This window comes from Actinacidiphila yeochonensis CN732, from assembly GCF_000745345.1.
Lineage (GTDB): Bacteria > Actinomycetota > Actinomycetes > Streptomycetales > Streptomycetaceae > Actinacidiphila > Actinacidiphila yeochonensis.
This window is the reverse complement of record NZ_JQNR01000004.1, coordinates 1312501-1330170: the sequence shown is the minus strand read 5'-3', so window position 1 is coordinate 1330170 and position 17670 is coordinate 1312501. Positions and strand designations below refer to the sequence as shown.

Here is a 17670-nt window from a genome sequence, read left to right as displayed (position 1 = left end):
GTACCGCCGCCGCCGGCTTGTGCCGAGCGGACCGGCGTCCGAGAAGGGTCCGAACGACCGAGAGACGACGGAAAGAGAACGAGATGAGGCTGCTCCACCCCCCGCGTCCGCCGGCGCCCGCCCGCGGCAGACCCCGGCGGCCCGCCGCCGGCCCACCTTACGTGTGCTGCTCACGGCCACGGCCCTGTCCGTGCTGTCACTGGCCGGTGTGCACGGCTCGGCGCAGGCGGCCGGCAGCGGGGCCTTCGGAGGCACCCCGGCGGCCGTCCCCGGCACCGTCCAGGCCGCGAACTACGACACCGGCGGCCAGGGCGTCGCCTACCAGGTCGCCTCCGCCAACGGCAGCGCCAACGGCTACCGCGCCGACGGGGTGGACCTCGAAACCACCGCGGACACGGAGGACACCAGCGGGGCCGGCGGCGGGTACGACATGGGCTGGACGACGCCGGGCCAGTGGTTCAAGTACACCGTAAACGTTTCCGCCGCCGGCACGTACAACGTCGCCTTCCGGCTGTCCTCGCCGTACGGCATCACCGACGCACTCCACATCGCCGACGCCTCCGGCACCAACCTGTCCGGGGCGGTCGCCGTCCCGAACACCGGCGGGTACGAGACCTGGACCACCGTCACCGCCTCCGTCACCCTGCCGGCCGGCCAGCAGACGCTGACCGTCGACCAGGACACCAACGGCTGGAACTTCCACGCCATGTCCTTCACCCAGGGCAGCGGCGGTGGCGGTGGCGGGGGCGGTGGAGGCGGCGGCACCGGCCCGACCCAGTACTGCGGCATCCAGGACCTCGCGCTCGACCAGCCGACCACGGCCTCCTCGACCCAGGACGCCACCGCCTACCCGGCAGCCGACGCCACCGACGGCAACCCCGGGACCCGGTGGTCCAGCGCGGCCGCCGACCCGCAGTGGCTGGACGTCGACCTCGGGGCCCAGCAGCAGATATGCAGCGTGGAACTGCTCTGGGAGGCCGCGTACGCGACGGCGTTCCAGGTCCAGGTGTCCAACGACAACGCGACCTGGACCCCGGTCTACTCCACGACGGCCGGCACCGGCGGGAGCCAGACGCTGACCGTCTCCGCGACCGCCCGCTACGTCCGGGTGTACGCCACCGCACGCGGCACCCAGTTCGGCGACTCCATCTTCGAGCTGGACGTCTACGGCAAAACCACCACCGCGCCGGTCACCGGCGGCGACGGCAACGGCGGCAACGGCGTCTGCCCGTGGGTGGGCTCCACCGCGCCGGTCGCCCAGCGGGTCCAGCAGGTGCTCACCACCATGGACCGGTCCGAGGAGGTCACGCTGGCCTCCGGCGACGGCGCTTCGGGGTACATCGGCCAGGTCGCCGGCATCCCGAACCTGTGCGTCCCGGCGCTGAACCTGGAGGACGGCCCGTCCGGAGTCGGTGACGGCAACGGCGGCGTGACCGCCTTCCCCGACGGCGAGAACGCGGCCGCGACCTGGGACCCGGCACTGATCCAGCAGGAGGGCGCGGCCAAGGGCGCCGAGTTCGCCGGCAAGGGGGCGAACGTCGCGCTCGGCCCGACGACCAACCTGGTGCGGGACCCGCGCTGGGGCCGGACCTACGAGACGTACGGCGAGGACCCGTACCTGGCCGGCCAGATCACCTCGGCGGAGGTCGAGGGCCTGCAGAGCCAGGGCGTGCTGGCCGAGGTCAAGCACGCCGCCGCCTACGACCAGGAGCAGTACCCGAACGGGGGCGACAACGAGACGGTCAGCCAGAAGGCGCTTGAGGAGCTCTACCTGGCGCCTTTCCAGACCGCCGTCAAGCAGTCGGCGCCCGGCTCGGTCATGTGCTCGTACGCCGTGGTGAACGGCGCCCCGTCCTGCGCGAGCGCGCAGATGCTCCAGCGCGGGCTCGACGACGAGGCGGACTACGGCGGCTTCGTCGTCTCCGACTGGGGCGCCGCCGGCAACGCCGTCGCGGACGCCGTGGGCGGCATGGACATCGCCATGCCGTTCTCCGACGCGAGCGACGTGTCCGCCGCCCTGGCGGCCGGCACGCTGAAGCAGGCGACCCTGAACGCGGTCGTGGCCCGCATCCTCACCCAGATGTTCGCCTTCGGCCTGTTCGACAACCCGCAGACCGGCTCGCTGTCCGCCACCGTCACCAGCGCGGCGCACCAGCAGACCGCGCTGAAACTCGGTGAGGAGGGCACCGTGCTGCTGAAGAACAACGGCCTGCTGCCGCTCAACCCGAACATGACCGGGTCCATCGCGGTGATCGGCACGGACGGCGGCGCCGCCGTCGAGCTCGGTGGCGGCGGCAGTGGCAGCGTCAACAGCGCGAACACGGTCTGGCCGCTCACCGGAATCCAGAACGCGGTCGGCCCGAACGTCAAGGTCACCTACACCGCGGGCGACGACAACGGCACCGCGAACATCCCGCAGGCGGTCGCCGCCGCCCAGGCCGCCACCGACGCGATCGTCTACGTCAGCGCCCCGGAGGGCGAGGAGAGCGACCTGACCACGCTCGACCTGTCCAGCGCGGACGAGACGATGATCAACGCCGTGGCCGCCGCGAACCCGCACACCGTCGTGGTGGTCAACAGCGGTTCGCCGGTGGTCATGCCGTGGCTCAACAACGTCGCGGGCGTGTTCGAGAACTGGTACGGCGGAGGGGAGACCGGCGCCGCCACGGCCGCGCTGATCTTCGGCACCGCCGACCCGTCGGGCAAACTGCCGGTCACCTTCCCCGGCAGCCTGAGCCAGGTCCCGGCGCAGACCACCGCGCAGTGGCCGGGCACCCCGACCGGGCCGGTCTACAGCGAGGGGGTGGACATCGGCTACCGCTGGTACCAGTCGCAGAACATCACCCCCGCCTTCCCGTTCGGCTTCGGGCTGTCCTACACGAAGTTCTCCTTCTCCAACCTCGCCGTCGGCGCCTTCGGTGCCAACGGCACGGCCACGGTGACCGCCACCGTCACCAACACCGGGTCGGTGGCCGGCGCGGACGTGGCGCAGCTGTACGTCGGCGACCCGGCCGCCGGCGCCGACCCGCCGGAGCAGTTGCGCGGCTTCCAGCGCGTCTCCCTCGATCCGGGGCAGAGCTCCACGGTCACCTTCCCGCTGACCGTCCACGACCTGGCCTCCTTCTCGGCCGCGGACAACCAGTGGGAAGCCCCGGCGGGTTCGTACTCGATCAAGGTCGGGGACTCCTCCGCCAGCCTGCCGCTGTCCGGCTCGACCAGCCTGGCCCACACCCTGACCGGGCAGGTCGCCGCGGGCGCCTCGGGGGCGGGCGTCTCGACGGCCAACACGGCCGTCAGCGCGAACGTCACAGCGAACTCGGGCGTGCCGGGCGCCGAGACGGTCGGCGTGGTCAACCCGTTCGGCTACAGCAGCCCGAAGGGCGCGACGGCGTCGTTCACCCTGCAGGCGGTGGACTCCGACGCCGCGCAGACCCTCACCTTCACCGCGAGCGGGCTGCCACCGGGCATCACCGTGGCCTCGAACGGCACGGTCTCCGGCTCCAGCAGCACCCTCGGGACCTACACGGTGACGGTGACGGCCAAGGACACGAGGGGGGTCTCGGGCACGGCCGCCTTCGTGTGGTCCGTCGTGCAGTGAGTTCGGCGCCCCCGGGCTGAGACCCGCGCACGTCAGCGGGGCCCCACCGCGGCCGGTGGGGCCCCGCTGAGCACCGCGGCGGCCGCGGCCCGGTCGTTCGGCCGGGCCGGCCGGTCGTCGGTGCCCGCCGGCAGCCGGTGGACGAACGGGACCCGCCGTCCGGCGAGCGTGCCGGGCAGGTCGCCGGCACCGTCGCGGCGGGTTTCCGAGCGGCCTCGAAGCGCTGCTTCCTCGTGACGGCGCCCGACCCGGGAGCCGGGGGCGGCCACGGACCGGGACCACTGGTGGGACGGCGCCGCCGGATCGCCACCGGAGCGGTCCCCGCTTCCTCAGGCGCCGTGGGCGCCGCCCCGGGTGAAGGCTGAGGCGTCGAAGACGGCGTCGACGTGGTGGGCCGCCAGGACCAGGGTCACGCAGCAGACCAGCATGAGGGCGGTGCACGCGGCCACCGGTGCTCGGCGGGCGGGCACGGGTGGGGCCAGGAGCGCGCTGACCCGCTGCGGGACCGGGCCGCCGGTGGCGGCCGGCGCCCACCGCGGTGACGCCGTGCCGGCGAGTGCGGCGCGGGCGATGGCGCGGGCGACCAGCCGGCGGTCGCGCACCACCGTCACCGCCTCCTCGTCGGCCCAGCGCTCCAGTGCGAAGGTGCCGGCACGGGCCAGGGGGCGCAGCAGCGGGTTGCCGGCTGCCACGGCCTGGAAGGCCAGCAGGAAGAGGTGGTGGCGGTGGGCCAGATGGGCGCGCTCGTGGGCAAGCAGCGCCTCGCGTTCGCCCGGGTTCAGCACCCGCAGCATGCCGGAGGACACCACGACCCGGCCCGGGGTGCCCGGCAGTGCGAAGGCCGAGGGCACCGGGTCGTCGAGTACGGCCAGGTCGCCGGCGGTGGGCAGGGCTCGGCCCTTGCGCCGCGCGTCGGCCAGCAGCGTCAGGCGCCGCCCCGCCGCGCAGACCGTGACCGCGAGGCCGAGCGCCGCGGCGAGCACCGACAGCGTGGCGACCGGCCGGTCGACGGGGCTGTGCGCGGCCAGCGCGTGCGGGGACCAGCGCCCGATCTGGGCGATCTGCGGGATCTCACCGATGCGGGTCACGCCCAGCATCCCCAGCACCGTCAGCCAGGTGCCCGCGCCGAGCACCGCGACCGACGCCAGGATCCAGGTGGCTGTCCGCGGCGGCATCCTGCGGGCGGCGGCAGGCGCGGCGAGTACGAGGAAGGTGACCACGAGCGCGGGAACGCACAGTATGAGGCCCACGGTGTCCTAGTCCTCCGACTGCCCGCGCAGCAGCTGTTCGAGCAGCTTCTCGTCCTCGGCCGGCAGTTCGGAGACGAACCGCGCCAGCACCGCGGCACGGTCACCACCGTGCTCCAGCAGTTCCCGCATGCCGGCCGCGGCCTGGCCGGCTTCGTCGCGGACCGGGGCGTACAGGTGGCTGCGGCCGGCGCGGGTGCGCACCACCAGGCCCTTGTGGTGCAGCCGGGTCAGAATCGTCAGCACGGTGGTGTAGGCGGGTTCGCCGGCGACCTGTTCGCGTACGGTTCCGGCGCCAATCGGCTCGCCGGCCGCCCACAGCGCCGCGAGCACCTCGCTCTCCAGCTCTCCGGGTGCGCGCCGTCCGACCGCCGGACGGTCCTGTCCTGCCACGCTCGCCGCTCCTCAGCCTCTTCGGGGGTGCCGGTCTCTTCGGGGGTGCCGGTGCGGCGGTCGGGACCGCGGAGCGTGAACCCCCGGAGCGCACCTGGCGTCCACGCTACTACGCCCCCGGTGACCCGAAGCCGCGTCCGCCGCGCCAGCCCGCGACCGGCGGCCGGCCGTGCTCGCGCAGCGGACCGACGCTCAGCCCGCGCTCCTGGCAGGTGTCGAGCAGCCGGGGCAGCGCGCCGAGGGTGTTGCGCCACGAGCCGGTGGCCGAGGTGCAGTCGGAGTCGTGCAGCAGGATCGTGCCGCCGTCGCGCAGGTCGCGGGCCACGGTGTCGTGCACGCTGGCCGGTGTGGCTCTGGCCCGCCAGTCCTCGCCCCACGCCGTCCACAGCACCGGGGTCAGGCCGAGCCGCCGGCACACCAGGTACGTCGCACCGGTCATGACGCCGTAGGGCGGACGGAACAGCCGCGGCTGCACGCCGGTCAGGCCGCCGATCAGGTCCTTGGCACGGGCCAGGTCGTCGTACGTGGCCCGCGGGCCGCGCAGCAGCAGCGGGCGGTGCTCCCAGCCGTGCACGGCGATCTCGTGCCCGGCCTGCGCCATCTCCCGCACGAGTCCGGGAGAGCGCGCCGCCATCGAGCCGAGCATGAAGAACGTCGCCCGCGGTCCGCGGGTGTCCAGCAGCCGCAGGAAGTGCGGCGTCGACAGGTGGTCGGGCCCGTCGTCGAAGGTGAGCGCGACATGGCCGCTGCGGCCGTGTCCCGCCAGTCGCGGCATCAGCCGGTTGCGCAGCGGCCCGAAGGTGCTGACGACCGGGCCGGCCTGCGCGGCGGCGGGCAGCGCCAGGGCGCAGGCGCCGAGCACGGTGCGCAGGGAGCGGGTCGCGGTCATCGCGGGTCTCCTTCCAGGAACGCCTTGAGCGAGGCGAAGTGGCCCGGGGAGTCCCCGTAGGCCTCGGCCAGGGGTGCGCCGACCCCCAGCAGCAGGGTCACCGCTGCGGTCAGTGCCAGCGCGCGCACCCCGCGCAGCGCCGGGGGCGCCCCGCCGGGCGGCGTACCGCCACGGGTGCCGCGGGCGCCGGGGCCGCGCCCCTGGCGACATCGGCGACCGCTGTCGCGGCGCAGACGCCGCCGTCGAAGAGCGCCCGTCCCGCGCCGTCGCCCTCCAGCGCCTGGCCGACAGCCGCGGCGAGGGCTCGCGGGTCGCGCACCCAGGGGGCGAGCCCCGCCTCGGCCAGGGCGGCGGCGTTCGTCTGCCCGTGACCGGGTATGCAGCGGTAGCTGAGCACCGGCAGTCCGGCGGCGAAGGCTTCGAGCGACGTGAGGCCGCCGGCGTTCTGCACCAGGACGTCGCAGGCACGCATCAGCCCCGGCATGTCGGCCACCCAGCCGTGCACGTGGGCGAAGCCCCGCGCCCGCAGCCGGGCGGCGAGTCGCTCGTTGCGCCCGCACACCACGACCGGTTCGACCGCCCCGCACTCCCGCAGGTCGGCCGCGGCCTGCTCGACCGCGCCCACCCCCCAGGAGCCCGCCACCAGCAGTGCGAGCGGTGCCTCCCGGGGAAGGGCGAAGGCCGCGCGGGCTGCCGCCCGCTGTGCCCGCGAGGCGGGGCTGAACGCCCGGCCCACCACGGGCGCGCACACCCGTACCCCGGCCGCGTCGCGGTCCGCCGCCTGCCGGGCGGGCACGCGGTGCGCGGCCAGATGCACGTCGACGCCCGGCGCCACCCACAGCGGGTGCACCGAGAAGTCGGTCAGGTACGTCACCGCGGGCACGGCCAGTTCACCGCGCCGTCGCAGTCCGCCGAGCACCTGGCTGGCCCCGGGGTAGGTCGAGACCACCACGGCGGTGTCGGGCGGTATCGCTCGCAGTACCCGCCGGCGCGTCGCGCGGAGCAGTCCCGCCACCGCGGGCCCCGGTCGTGATCCGCGCTCGGTGGAGGCGTAGATCCGCTGGTAGCCGCCCGGCGCGCGGACCAGCAGCCGGTGGTAGGTCCCGGCCAGCACGGTGCCGAGGCGCGCCGGCAGCAGGTCGAGGAAGTCGTGCCGGTCGACGGTGAAGCCGTCGGCGAGCAGCCGCTCGGCGAGTTGCTGGGCCGCACCGTCGTGGCCCGCGCCCATCCCCGCGGAGATGATGACGATCCGTGACCGGGGCGCGTTGGTGGACGCGGATGCCGGTGTGGCGTTTCGGGGCACGGCTGACAGCCTCCTGGTATGCGAGGGCAGAGCGACGTCGCCTCCGGATCTGCCGGCGTGGGGCCTGCTCCCGGGGCACGGGGAAGCGGCCGCCCGGCATGGCAGGGCCTTTCGGACCGGCGGCGGAGCAACGCAAGCGAAACTACTACACGATGTAGAATTTGCGGAACGACCTCCGGCGGGACGCCCCCTGCGCACCGCCGGCCGTCACGGCGGGTAGCCGCAACCCGGCCCCTCGGGCGGTTCGGGCGCATGGGCGGCCCCAGCGGGCCACGACGCCGCGGCGACCCCGCACGTACGCCCGCCCCGCCCCCTCGACCGGCGCGCGCCGAGGCGGCAGCCGACGGCAACCGGCAGGTTCGCGGCGGCCGCGACAGCCGCCACCCCTGGACCTCGGCCACTCCCCCTCGCCGGCCGCGCGCCACACCGCGGCGTCACAGCGGCCGCTTGATCCCCCGCGCCAGGCCCGCCCGCCGCGCCGCCGCCCCCTCGGGCCGGGAGGCCGGGAGGCGCGCCTCGGACAGGCGGCCGATCCGTCTACACCGCTGTAGACGGTACTGCTAAGGTTTGCCTAAGCTCAGCGCGCCGACAGGTGTCGGACCGGTCCCGGGGAGGGGCATCGTCATGTGGGACAACTTGTTCCCCAACTTCCTCATAGGTTTGCGGGAAGGGCTTGAAGCGGGGCTGGTGGTCTCGATCCTCGTGGCCACCCTCGTCCGCGGCGGCAACAAGGAGCGGCTGCCCCAGGTGTGGACCGGCGTCGCCGCCGCGGTCGGACTGTCCCTGAGCTTCGGCGCGGTGCTGACGTTCGGCTCGCAGCAGATGCCCACCACCGCCCAGGAGGCGTTCGGCGGCGTCCTGTCGGTCGTCGCGGTGGGCTTCGTCACCGTGATGGTCTTCTGGATGCGCCGGAACGCGCGCGGTCTCTCCGGCGAGATCAGGGAGAAGGTCACCGCGGCCCTCACCATGGGCGCCGGGCCCCTGGTCGTCACCTCCTTCCTCGCGGTCGGCCGCGAGGGCCTGGAGACCGCGCTGTTCCTGTGGACCAACGCCGAGACCGCGCACGGCTCCGGCACCGGCCCGCTGCTCGGCGGGGCCGTGGGTCTGGTGCTGGCCGCCGGGCTCTGCTGGGCGCTCTACAAGCGCGTCCTGAAGATCAACCTGACGAGGTTCTTCACCTGGACCGGCTTCGGACTCGTCGTCATCGCGGCCGGCGTCCTCGGCTACGGCCTGCGCGACCTGCAGGAGGGCGGGGTGCTGCCGGGCGGCGGCAGCTACCTGGTCGACCTCTCGGGCCACGTCGACGCCGGTTCCTGGTACGCCCAGCTCGTGCAGGGAGTGCTCAACCTCACCACGCAGATGACCTGGCTCCAGGTCACCGCCTACGTCGCCTACCTGGCCGTGGTCATGGCCCTGTTCGTCCGTGGCCTGCGCGCCCCCGAGCCCCGCCCGGCCGCCCCGTCCCCCGCGACCCCCGAGGCCGTGCGGCCGGGCTCCCGGCCGGCCCCGGCCTCCCGGCGGACGCCCCGCTGGACGGTACCGGTGGCGGTGGTGGCCGTACCGGCCGGGGTGGCAGCGGCGATCGTGGCGTTCAGCGGCGGCAAGCCCGCCGGCACCCAGACGGTGGCGGTCTCCGAGACCGACTGCGGCAAGGGGTTCACCGCCCCCCGGCCCGGCCGCCAGACCTTCCAGATGCGCAACACCGGCGGCAGGACCTCCGAGGTCTATCTGATCGACCCGGCCACCGGCGCCGTCTACGGCGAGATCGAGGGCCTCGCCCCCGGCACCACCCGCGACCTGGTCGCCAGCGTCGGCAGCGGCACGTACGCCTGGCGCTGCGTGCCCACCGGCGGCAAGGCGGTCACCTCCGCGTCCGTACGGGTCAGCGGTGGCGGCACCACCCGCGCGGTGCTCCCGCTCGCCGCGTCCGAACTCCAGCCGCCGCTCGCCGCCTACCGGGCCTACGTGGACCAGGGGCTCGCCACCCTGCAGGGCCGGACCGCGCGGCTGCGCTCCGACCTGAAGGCGGGCGACACGAGCTCGGCCCGCGCCGACTGGCTCACCGCGCACCTGACCTACTCCTCGCTCGGCGCGGCCTACGGCACCTTCGCCGACTTCGACAGCCGGATCAACGGCCGCGAGGACGGCCTGCCCGGCGGCGTCCGCGACCCGGGCTTCACCGGGTTCCACCGGATCGAGTACGGCCTGTGGCACGGCGAGCCCGCGAAGTCCCTGCTGCCGTACGCCGACCGGCTGGCGAGCGACGTCACCGGGTTGCGCGAGGCGTTCCCCACCCAGGACTTCGACCCCGCCGACCTGCCGCTGCGCAGCCACGAGATCCTGGAGAACACCCTGCAGTTCGAGCTGACCGGCGACACCGACGAGGGCAGCGGCAGCAACCTCGCCACGGCCGGCGCCAACCTCGCCGGCACCCGCGAACTGCTCACCGTGCTGCGCCCGCTGATCACGGCTCGGGCGCCGGGGCAGCTGACCGTCGTCGACGCCGACGCGGCCCGGCTGCAGGCCCTGCTCGACGCCGCCCACAAGGGCACCGCGTGGACGCCCGTCGAGTCCCTCGACCCGGCCGCCCGCGCGAAGGTCGACGGCGCCACCGGCCGGCTGCTCGAAGACCTCGCGCCGATCCCCGACCTTCTCGAGATCCGGAAGTCGGCCTGATGCGCGGCCGCGACGACGATCCCCGCCCTCGTTCCCGCGGCGAGACCGCCGCCGGCGCCGACGACCCGCAGCACACCGAAGGGAACCCGCCCATGCCCGCCGACCTCCCCCACGCCGAGAACCCCCGGGCGGCGCAGGGCGGCTGCCCGACGGGCCACGGCCGCCGCTCCTTCGTGCGGAGCGCGATCGGTGCCTCGGCCGGGGCCGCCGCACTGGCCGGCGGCGGTCTCGCCCTGACCGCGGCCGGCGGCGGCACCGCCCATGCCTCGGACGGCCCGGCGCGCGGGCAGGCGCCGGCCGTGGCCTTCCACGGCAGGCACCAAGCGGGCGTCACCACCGCCGCACCCGCCGCGGCGGCCTTCGTGTCCTTCGAGGTCATCGCCGACACCAGGGCCGAACTCGCCGACCTGTTCAGGACCCTCACCGAGCGGGCCCGGTTCCTGACCGCCGGCGGCACCCCCGTCGACCTCGGCGTCGGCGCGCCGCCCTCCGACAACGGCATCCTCGGCCCGGTCGTGCCCGCCGACGCGCTGACCGTCACCGCCGGCGTCGGAGCCTCCCTCTTCGACGACCGCTACGGGCTGGCCGCCGCCAGGCCGCGCCGTCTCACGCCGATGCGCGCCTTCCCCAACGACAACCTCCGGTCGAAGGAGTGCCACGGCGACCTGAGCCTGCAGATCTGCGCCGGCAGCACCGACACCGTGCTGCACGCGCTGCGCGACATCGCCCGGCACACCCGCGGCGGCATGCAGATCAAGTGGCGCGTCGACGGCTTCCAGAACGCCCCGCGGCCCACCGGCGCCCAGCGCAACCTGCTCGGCTTCAAGGACGGCATCGCCAACCCCGACGTGAGCTCCGGCCGCGAGATGGACCGCCTGGTGTGGGTCACCGACACGCTCGGCGAACCCGCCTGGGCCACCGGCGGCAGCTACCAGGTGATCAGGATCATCCGGATGCTGGCGGAGTTCTGGGACCGCGTCTCGCTGACCGAGCAGGAGAAGATGTTCGGCCGCCGCAAGGACACCGGGGCGCCGCTGGACGGCGCGCTGGAGACCGACACGCCCGACTACGCCAGGGACCCGCGCGGCGACGCGATCCCCCTGGACGCGCACATCCGGCTGGCCAACCCGCGCACCGCCAGGACCGACGACTCCCGCGTCCTGCGCCGCGGCTACAACTACGACCGCGGCGTCGACGCGGTCGGCGACCTCGACCTCGGCCTGGTCTTCTGCTGCTACCAGCAGGACGTGGTCCGGCAGTTCGAGGCCACCCAGACCCGGCTGATCGACGAACCGCTGGTCGACTACATCTCCCCGACCGGCGGCGGCTACTTCTTCACCCTGCCCGGCGTCCGCGACAACCGGGACTGGCTCGGCCGCGGCCTGCTCGCGGCGGTGTGACCCCGCCGTGTGACCCAGCGGTCCGGCCGCGGCGCGCCGGGGCCGGACCGGTACGGACCACCAACGAGCGTCTACAGTTGTGTAGTCAGTCGTTGGTGGTCCGCCACGGAGCGTCGGGAGGCGGTGCCCGGATGGAACGGTCCTCGCAGGAGAGGGCGGCAGGGGCGGACACGGCCCCGATCGCCGCCGCCCGCGCCGGACAGCCGGCCGCGGGTGCGGGACCGGCCGCGGCCCCGGCCTCGGGCCGGAGCAGGCTGCCCGACGCCACGCCCTGGTTCTGGATCACCCAGATCCTCACCGCCGGGGTCGGCGGCACCACCGCCGACGTCCTGCTCCGCCTCGCGGGACCCGTACTCGCCACGGCACTGGCCCTGTTCGCGGCGGCCACCGCGCTCGTGGCGCAGTTCCGCACCGACCGCCACACGGCCTGGGTGTACTGGCCGGCCGTCACGGCGGTCAGCGTGGCCGGGGCGATCGCCGCCGACGCCTCGCACACGCCCGGCGGCGTCTCCCACCCGGTCGCCGCGGGGGTCTTCGGCCTGGCCGCGGCGGTGACGCTGGCCGGCCGGCGGACCGGCGAGCGCGCACCGACGGCGTGCCGGCCGCTCCGGTCCCGGCGTGAGGCCTTCCACTGGGCCACACTCCTCACCGCGTGCGGCCTGGGCACCGCGCTCGCCGACGCCGCCGTCCGCGGCCTCGGCCACGTCACCGCCTGCGCGGTCCTCGCCCTGCCGGCGGCCGTCCCGGCGATCGGAGCGCTCCGCTTCGGCCTGCGCCCCTCCGCGGCCTTCTGGTCGGCCTATCTGCTGATCCGCCCGCTCGGCGCCTGCTGTGCCGACGGAATGGCCGCACCACTGGCCCGCGGCGGCCTCGGCTGGGGCGCGGGACCGGTCAGCACCCTGCTCGCGGTCGTCCTGGCCGGACTCATCGGCCGGCTCGCCGACGAGCAGCGCACCGCCGGGACGCCGCCCGGGCCCCGCACGCCGGCGGGGCCGACCCCGCCGAAGCACCCCGGGCCGGCACGGCGGCCTCCCCTCCCAGGAAGTGACGAGGTCTCCGTAGCCGCCCAGCGGACCGCAGGTCAGGCCGCGGGCGGGGGTCCAAGGGCGGCACCCGGGTCCCGCCCGGCGGCCAGGCGGTCTTGACAGGGCCCGCCACCCGGCACGTACGTTCCTCCCACACCGTCAACACGCGGCACACCGCCGGGCCCTGCGCGCGACCGCGCGGAACCCCGGCTCTCGTGCTCGGGCCGATCGGAGTCGTCGTGAAGGGACCGCGCGTCGTGCCGGTCGGGGCCGCGGTTCTGCGGCCCGGCCGGACGAAGCGTCGGCACGTCGATCTGTGCCGGACCCACACCACGCTCTGTCGTTGACGATCCGCCGTCCACGACGGCACCCCTCTCGGCCTCTCTCGGCCTCTGCCGTCCGTCCCGCGCCTCCCCGTGCCTCCCCGCGCCTCCTCTCGTGCGGGCAGGCACGGGCGCGCGCACGCGCCCGGTCCGGCACTCCCGACCGCCGGCCCGAGCCGAGGAGGACGACCCTCAGCCACACGATGCCGCCGGCGCGACCGCCGCCGGCGAGAAGGGACGACCTGTGAGCGCCACACCCCCGAGGACGTTGAAAACCGTGACCGGAGCCGGCGGCACGTCGGAGACGTACGACCTGGCCCTCGACCCGCGGCGGTCCACCCTCGACACCGCCCTGCGGGTCGCGGAGCTCGCCGAGGCGGCACGGATCGACGCGCTGTTCACCGCCGACCTGCTGAGCTTCGGCGCGCAGGGCCCGATCGGCTCGCAGGAGCCGCTGGTGTTCGTGTCGGCGCTGAGCGCGGTGACCTCGCGGATCGGCCTGATAGCGACCGTGTCGAGCACCTTCCACCACCCGTACAACCTGGCGCGGCTGTTCGGCACGCTCGACCACGTCAGCAACGGGCGGGCCGGGTGGAACCTGGTGACGTCCTCGCTCGGCGAGGAGAACTTCGGCCCCGGCGAGCTGCCCAGCCCCGAGGAGCGCTACGAACGGGCCGCGGAGGCGCTGGACGTCGTCAACGCCCTGTGGGACAGCTGGACGCCGGGCGCGCTGACCCGCGGACCGGACGGCAGGGCGGTGCTGGACCCCTCCAGGGTCCGGCCCGTCAACCACTCCGGCCGCCACTTCTCGGTGGCCGGCCCGCTGAACATCCCGCCGCTCCCGCAGGGCCGCCCGGTGCAGTTCCAGGCCGGGCAGTCCGAGGCGGGCCGGAGGCTGGGCGCACGCTACGCCGAGGTGGTGTTCACCTCGCTGCCCACGCTGGACGTCGCACGGGACTTCACCCGCTCGATCCGCCGCCAGGCCGAGGAGTTCGGCCGGCCCGGCGGGCTGCCCCTGATCTTCAGCTCGTTCCACGCCACCTACGGCGCGACGGAGGAGGAGGCGCGCAGGCTGGTGCGCGAGCGGCGCGAGGCGATCGACTTCGAGCGCGGCCGGGCGCAGGTGGCCGACATGCTCGGCGGCGGCGTCGACCTCTCGGAGCTGCCGCTGGACGCGAAGCTGCCGGAGAGCCTGCTGCCGGACGTCACGACGGTCAACCGGCGGCGCGGCCGGGTGGACGTCTTCGCCGGGTACGCGCGGCAGGGTTACACGCTCAGGGAGTTGGTCATCGCCGCCCAGGACACCGGGCACTGGGCGGCCGCGGGCACCCCGGAACAGCTGGCCGACGCCGTGGAGGAGCGGTTCCGGGCCGGGGTGCTGGACGTCATCATGCTCGGCGGCCTCGCCGACCCGCGCCAGCACGACTTCGCCGTCAACGGGCTGCTGCACGAACTGCGCAAGCGCAACCTCGTCGCCAAGGACTACGCCGGGACGACGCTGCGCGAGAACCTGGGGCTGGAACTACCGCAGCAAGCGGGCTGAGAGCCGACCGGCCGTCCCGGCACCCAGGCCGACACCGGCACCGAGGACGACACCGAGGCTGAGGCGGTGCCCCCGCGTTCGGCAGCCGGGGCGCCGCCGTCCTCCTTCCGCGCGGCCGCCGGGCCACTCGGGCCGTTGGCCGGCTGTTCCCGGAAGCCGGCCGACGGCCTCCGCTGTCAGCCGGTCGACTGCCGAATCCCCTTCGGGACAGCGACGAGGCCGTCCCGGTGCCGGGCTCGCCGCCGGCAGGACCCGGTCATGGAGGAACTCGCCCATGCCGTCGAACGCGTGGGTGTCGAGCGCTGCCGCGAATCGCGTGTACCGGCGCAGGGGAACAGCGGAAGGGTCGTACAGGGCCGCGGTGTACGGCAGAATTCTTGCGCCTGGTGAATTCCCGCGTTGTTCCGTCATCCCCCGCGATTTCCGGCCGTCTCGGCGCCTTTGCGATGGCCGCTCGTGTTCACTCGTGATATCCCACCGCCTTCGAGGTATCGACGTTCCGGGTGGGACCGGTGAGCCGTCACGGGAAGCCTGCCGACCACCGGGAGATCCCCGGCGGCGGGCTGCTGCCGGAGCGCTCGAATCCTTTGCCGGACACCGTTACTCGGCACCCGGTCGTTGGTAGGGTTCGCTCACGCGGGGGTGGGGTCCCGCACAGGTCTTCCGAGGGGGGAAGCTCGTGGACACGTCACGGCTGGAATCGTCGATCGAGAGCGCTCTGTCGAAAAGGGCCCTCAATCGTCCACTGGTCGAGGAGATCGCGTCGCGCTGGCGGGTTTTCCGGGAGAACTTCAACGACGCGGTAAGAGCCGTCGACCAGGTGCTCGCAAAGGCGGACGCCGCACCCCGCCCCGCTGGGGAACAGGAACGCGCGCTCGCGGATCTGAGAGCGCTGCGGACTCCCCGGCACAAGGGGGCGGAACTCCGCGGCACGGGAACGACGGACGAGCTCGACCGGCTGGCAGCGCGGTTGGCGCAAACCGACGTCTTCCTGGGCTCGGTCAGGTCCCGGATCAACCGTGACACCGTGAACATCGGGGTCATCGGTCGCACCCAGGCCGGCAAGAGCAGCATCCTGCGTGCCACCAGCGGTCTCGGCAAGGACATCATTCCCTCCCACGCGGACAACCCCACCACCGCGTCGCGCAGTTGGATCCACCACCGCCGCGGCGCGTCCGAAGCGGTGATCGCGCTGCGTAGCTGGGAGGAGTTCCGGGACGGTTACCTCGCCTCGCTGCACGATGGCGCCAAGCTCCTGCAGCGGCCGCCGCACGGCGTCGAGGAATTCGCCCGGTTCGACTACGGTCGTGCCGCGCGTGAGGCGCGTGAGGCGCGTAACGCGCAGGGCCGGGAGGACGAGTCCGGAGTCGACACGATCCCCTACCTCACAAAGCTGCACCAGGCGCAGAACTCCCTTCCCCAGTACCGCCACCTGCTGACCGGGAGGGAACGCGTGCTCACCGTCGCCCTGGCGGCCGTCGCGCCCTACGTCGCCTACCCGAAGCCGACGGACAACGACACGCCCCGGCTCTACCACGCGGTCAAGGACATCAACCTCTACTGCGAGTTCCCGTACCTGGAGACCGCGTCCGCGGTACTGGTGGACCTGCCCGGCTCCGGGGAGCCCGGCCTCGACGTCCAGAGCCACTTCCTGCACGATCTCCGGCACGAGGTCGACCTGCTGCTGCACGTCAAGCGCGGGGCGGCGGGCGGGGCGTTCTTCGCCAGCGAGGACTACGCCGACCTGCGCCTGGCGGAGAAGGCCCGCGGGGACGTCCGCCTGAGGGACTTCGCGATCGTCGTCCTCAACGCCGACGAGAAGCTCGCCGACTCCTCCGCCCGCAACACGCTCGACTCCGCCAGGGTCGCGGTGCGCACCGACCAGGTGCGGATCGTGGAGTGCCCGCTCAGTACGGACCCGGAGCAGTGCTCGGCATCGGTCCGCGAGCACCTGCTGCCGGTGGTCCTCGGCCACCTCGCCGAGCGGCTGGCCGCGATGGACCGGGCCAACCTCGACGGTCTGACGCGCCGGATGGCCGAGGACGCCCGGGAGGTCGCCGCGGTGGCCGGGCGGATGGCCGACGCGGCCGGCCAGTGGCAGGTCGGCGCCCCCGGCGAGCAGCAGCGCCTCCTCCAGCTCGCAGAGGCGCTGAGCAACGACCTGTCCAGCGATCTCAACGCCGTGGCCGCGTCGTACAAGGCGATGTTCAAGCGCGGCGAGCAGGTGCCGCAGATCAAGGAGGCCATCGACCAGGCCGCTCAGCGCATGCGCTCCTGGGTGGCCGGGGGCTTCGACGCGGGCAGCCCGGAGGAGTGGGCCCAAAGCTGCACGGCGGCGATGTACCACAAGGATTTCCGGGTGCGGAACGAGTTGTTCAACAGCGCCAGGATGAGACTCACGGACACCTTCGCCCACGTCGACGCCTCGGTGGACCGCGCCGTCGAGGTGCTGTGGCAGCGGATCGCCGACACCCTGCGCGGCCGGCTCTCCGAGCAGCTGGTCCCGACGGGCGGCCGCCCGCTGGAGTACCTGCTCGGGCGGGTGGAGAAGGTCCACGCGCCGGTCCTGCGCAAGAGCCTGCGCGAACTCACCGAGCTGCGCACGGACTACGGCAGCCTCTTCCTCCGCATCGGCCGGCCCGTCGTCAACCAGGTGACGCACCGACGCGCGACGTACCCGGCCCCTTCCGGCAAGGTCGGCCCGGCCGGCGGGGGCGGTACCGGCGGGGCCCGGCCCCGGCCGTGCCGTCGGCTCCACGGCTCGGCGGCACGGCCGCCGACTGGTTCCGCCAGCCGAAGCCCCCTGCCGCCCCCGCCCCCGCCGGACCGCCCGCAACCGGCGGCGCCGCCGCCCAGACTCCCGCCCCGCCTCCCGCCGTGGTGCCGCAGGGCGACGCGGACGCGGCTGACGAGGGGCTGGCGAACTGGGCGGTCGCGGAGATGCGGCGGCTGCGCGAGGACCTCGGCAACTCCGTCGAGGGCGCCGTCGCCGACCTGGAACGGGAGATGCGCGCCGAGGCACTCACCATGATCAGGGTGCTGGGCGCCGCAGCGGAGCAGTTCTTCGACGTCATGGGCACCCCCGGGATCGAGCACGAACTGCAGCTGCTGTGCCGGCCCGAGCGCCGGAGCGTGTGGCCCGGCGCCTTCGACGGCGCGGAGGCCGCCGTCGAGGAGGCCGTGAGCCTGCTCGCCCGCGACGCCGACGGCCTGCGCCGCGCCGCCGGGGCCGTCCTCGACGTGATGGGCACGCCCGGGTCGGATCGGAGCTGA

At 74.4% G+C, this 17670-nt stretch carries 12 protein-coding genes; 7 read left to right on the top strand and 5 right to left on the bottom strand.

The window, feature by feature from the left end:
• Positions 1-163 precede the first annotated feature (163 nt).
• A complete protein-coding gene (locus tag BS72_RS12110; RefSeq protein WP_051950970.1) occupies positions 164-3598 on the top strand; it encodes a glycoside hydrolase family 3 C-terminal domain-containing protein in 3435 nt (1144 codons plus the stop codon).
• Positions 3599-3927: 329 nt separating this feature from the next.
• Here the strand turns inward: BS72_RS12110 and BS72_RS12100 are convergent, their stop codons facing one another.
• The 5 genes from BS72_RS12100 to BS72_RS12085 all read right to left on the bottom strand — a co-directional run bounded on the left by BS72_RS12100 (position 3928) and on the right by BS72_RS12085 (position 7430).
• Positions 3928-4848, bottom strand: a complete 921-nt coding sequence (locus BS72_RS12100; protein WP_051950969.1) for a M56 family metallopeptidase — start codon at positions 4846-4848, stop codon at positions 3928-3930.
• A 6-nt stretch (positions 4849-4854) separates the two neighbouring features.
• A complete protein-coding gene (locus BS72_RS12095; protein ID WP_037909288.1) occupies positions 4855-5238 on the bottom strand; it encodes a BlaI/MecI/CopY family transcriptional regulator in 384 nt (127 codons plus the stop codon).
• A 109-nt stretch (positions 5239-5347) separates the two neighbouring features.
• A complete protein-coding gene (locus tag BS72_RS12090) occupies positions 5348-6127 on the bottom strand; it encodes a polysaccharide deacetylase family protein (RefSeq protein WP_051950968.1) in 780 nt (259 codons plus the stop codon).
• Entirely contained in the window at positions 6124-6255 is a 132-nt protein-coding gene (locus tag BS72_RS39190; RefSeq protein ID WP_265736791.1) for a hypothetical protein, read from the bottom strand. Before BS72_RS39190 ends, BS72_RS12090 begins: the two co-directional genes overlap by 4 nt.
• Positions 6237-7430, bottom strand: coding sequence for an MGDG synthase family glycosyltransferase (locus BS72_RS12085; protein ID WP_051950967.1), 1194 nt, complete (start codon positions 7428-7430; stop codon positions 6237-6239). The genes BS72_RS39190 and BS72_RS12085 overlap by 19 nt, the downstream gene beginning before the upstream one ends.
• Positions 7431-8054: 624 nt before the next feature.
• Here BS72_RS12085 and efeU point away from each other — a divergent pair.
• The 6 genes from efeU to BS72_RS37170 all read left to right on the top strand — a co-directional run bounded on the left by efeU (position 8055) and on the right by BS72_RS37170 (position 17670).
• Positions 8055-10106, top strand: coding sequence for an iron uptake transporter permease EfeU (gene efeU / locus BS72_RS12080; protein ID WP_037909287.1), 2052 nt, complete (start codon positions 8055-8057; stop codon positions 10104-10106).
• A gap of 92 nt (positions 10107-10198) precedes the next feature.
• Complete coding sequence (efeB, locus tag BS72_RS12075; RefSeq protein WP_037910252.1) at positions 10199-11506, top strand: iron uptake transporter deferrochelatase/peroxidase subunit; 1308 nt, start codon at positions 10199-10201, stop codon at positions 11504-11506.
• 131 nt (positions 11507-11637) lie between these two features.
• Positions 11638-12651, top strand: a complete 1014-nt coding sequence (locus tag BS72_RS12070; protein WP_051950966.1) for a COG4705 family protein — start codon at positions 11638-11640, stop codon at positions 12649-12651.
• 480 nt (positions 12652-13131) lie between these two features.
• Entirely contained in the window at positions 13132-14397 is a 1266-nt protein-coding gene (locus tag BS72_RS12065) for an NtaA/DmoA family FMN-dependent monooxygenase (RefSeq protein WP_232792343.1), read from the top strand.
• 679 nt (positions 14398-15076) lie between these two features.
• On the top strand, positions 15077-17428 hold the full coding sequence (locus BS72_RS12060) for a P-loop NTPase family protein (protein WP_107498738.1): 2352 nt from the start codon (positions 15077-15079) through the stop codon (positions 17426-17428).
• A complete protein-coding gene (locus BS72_RS37170) occupies positions 17404-17670 on the top strand; it encodes a hypothetical protein (protein WP_198545856.1) in 267 nt (88 codons plus the stop codon). Before BS72_RS12060 ends, BS72_RS37170 begins: the two co-directional genes overlap by 25 nt.

Excerpts from the sequence above, each read along its gene's own strand:
- BS72_RS12090 (WP_051950968.1), bottom strand. The coding sequence starts at position 6,127 with ATGACCGCGACCCGCTCCCTGCGCACCGTGCTCGGCGCCTGCGCCCTG.
- efeU (WP_037909287.1), top strand. The coding sequence starts at position 8,055 with ATGTGGGACAACTTGTTCCCCAACTTCCTCATAGGTTTGCGGGAAGGG.
- efeB (WP_037910252.1), top strand. The coding sequence starts at position 10,199 with ATGCCCGCCGACCTCCCCCACGCCGAGAACCCCCGGGCGGCGCAGGGC.
- BS72_RS12070 (WP_051950966.1), top strand. The coding sequence starts at position 11,638 with ATGGAACGGTCCTCGCAGGAGAGGGCGGCAGGGGCGGACACGGCCCCG.
- BS72_RS37170 (WP_198545856.1), top strand. The coding sequence starts at position 17,404 with ATGCGCGCCGAGGCACTCACCATGATCAGGGTGCTGGGCGCCGCAGCG.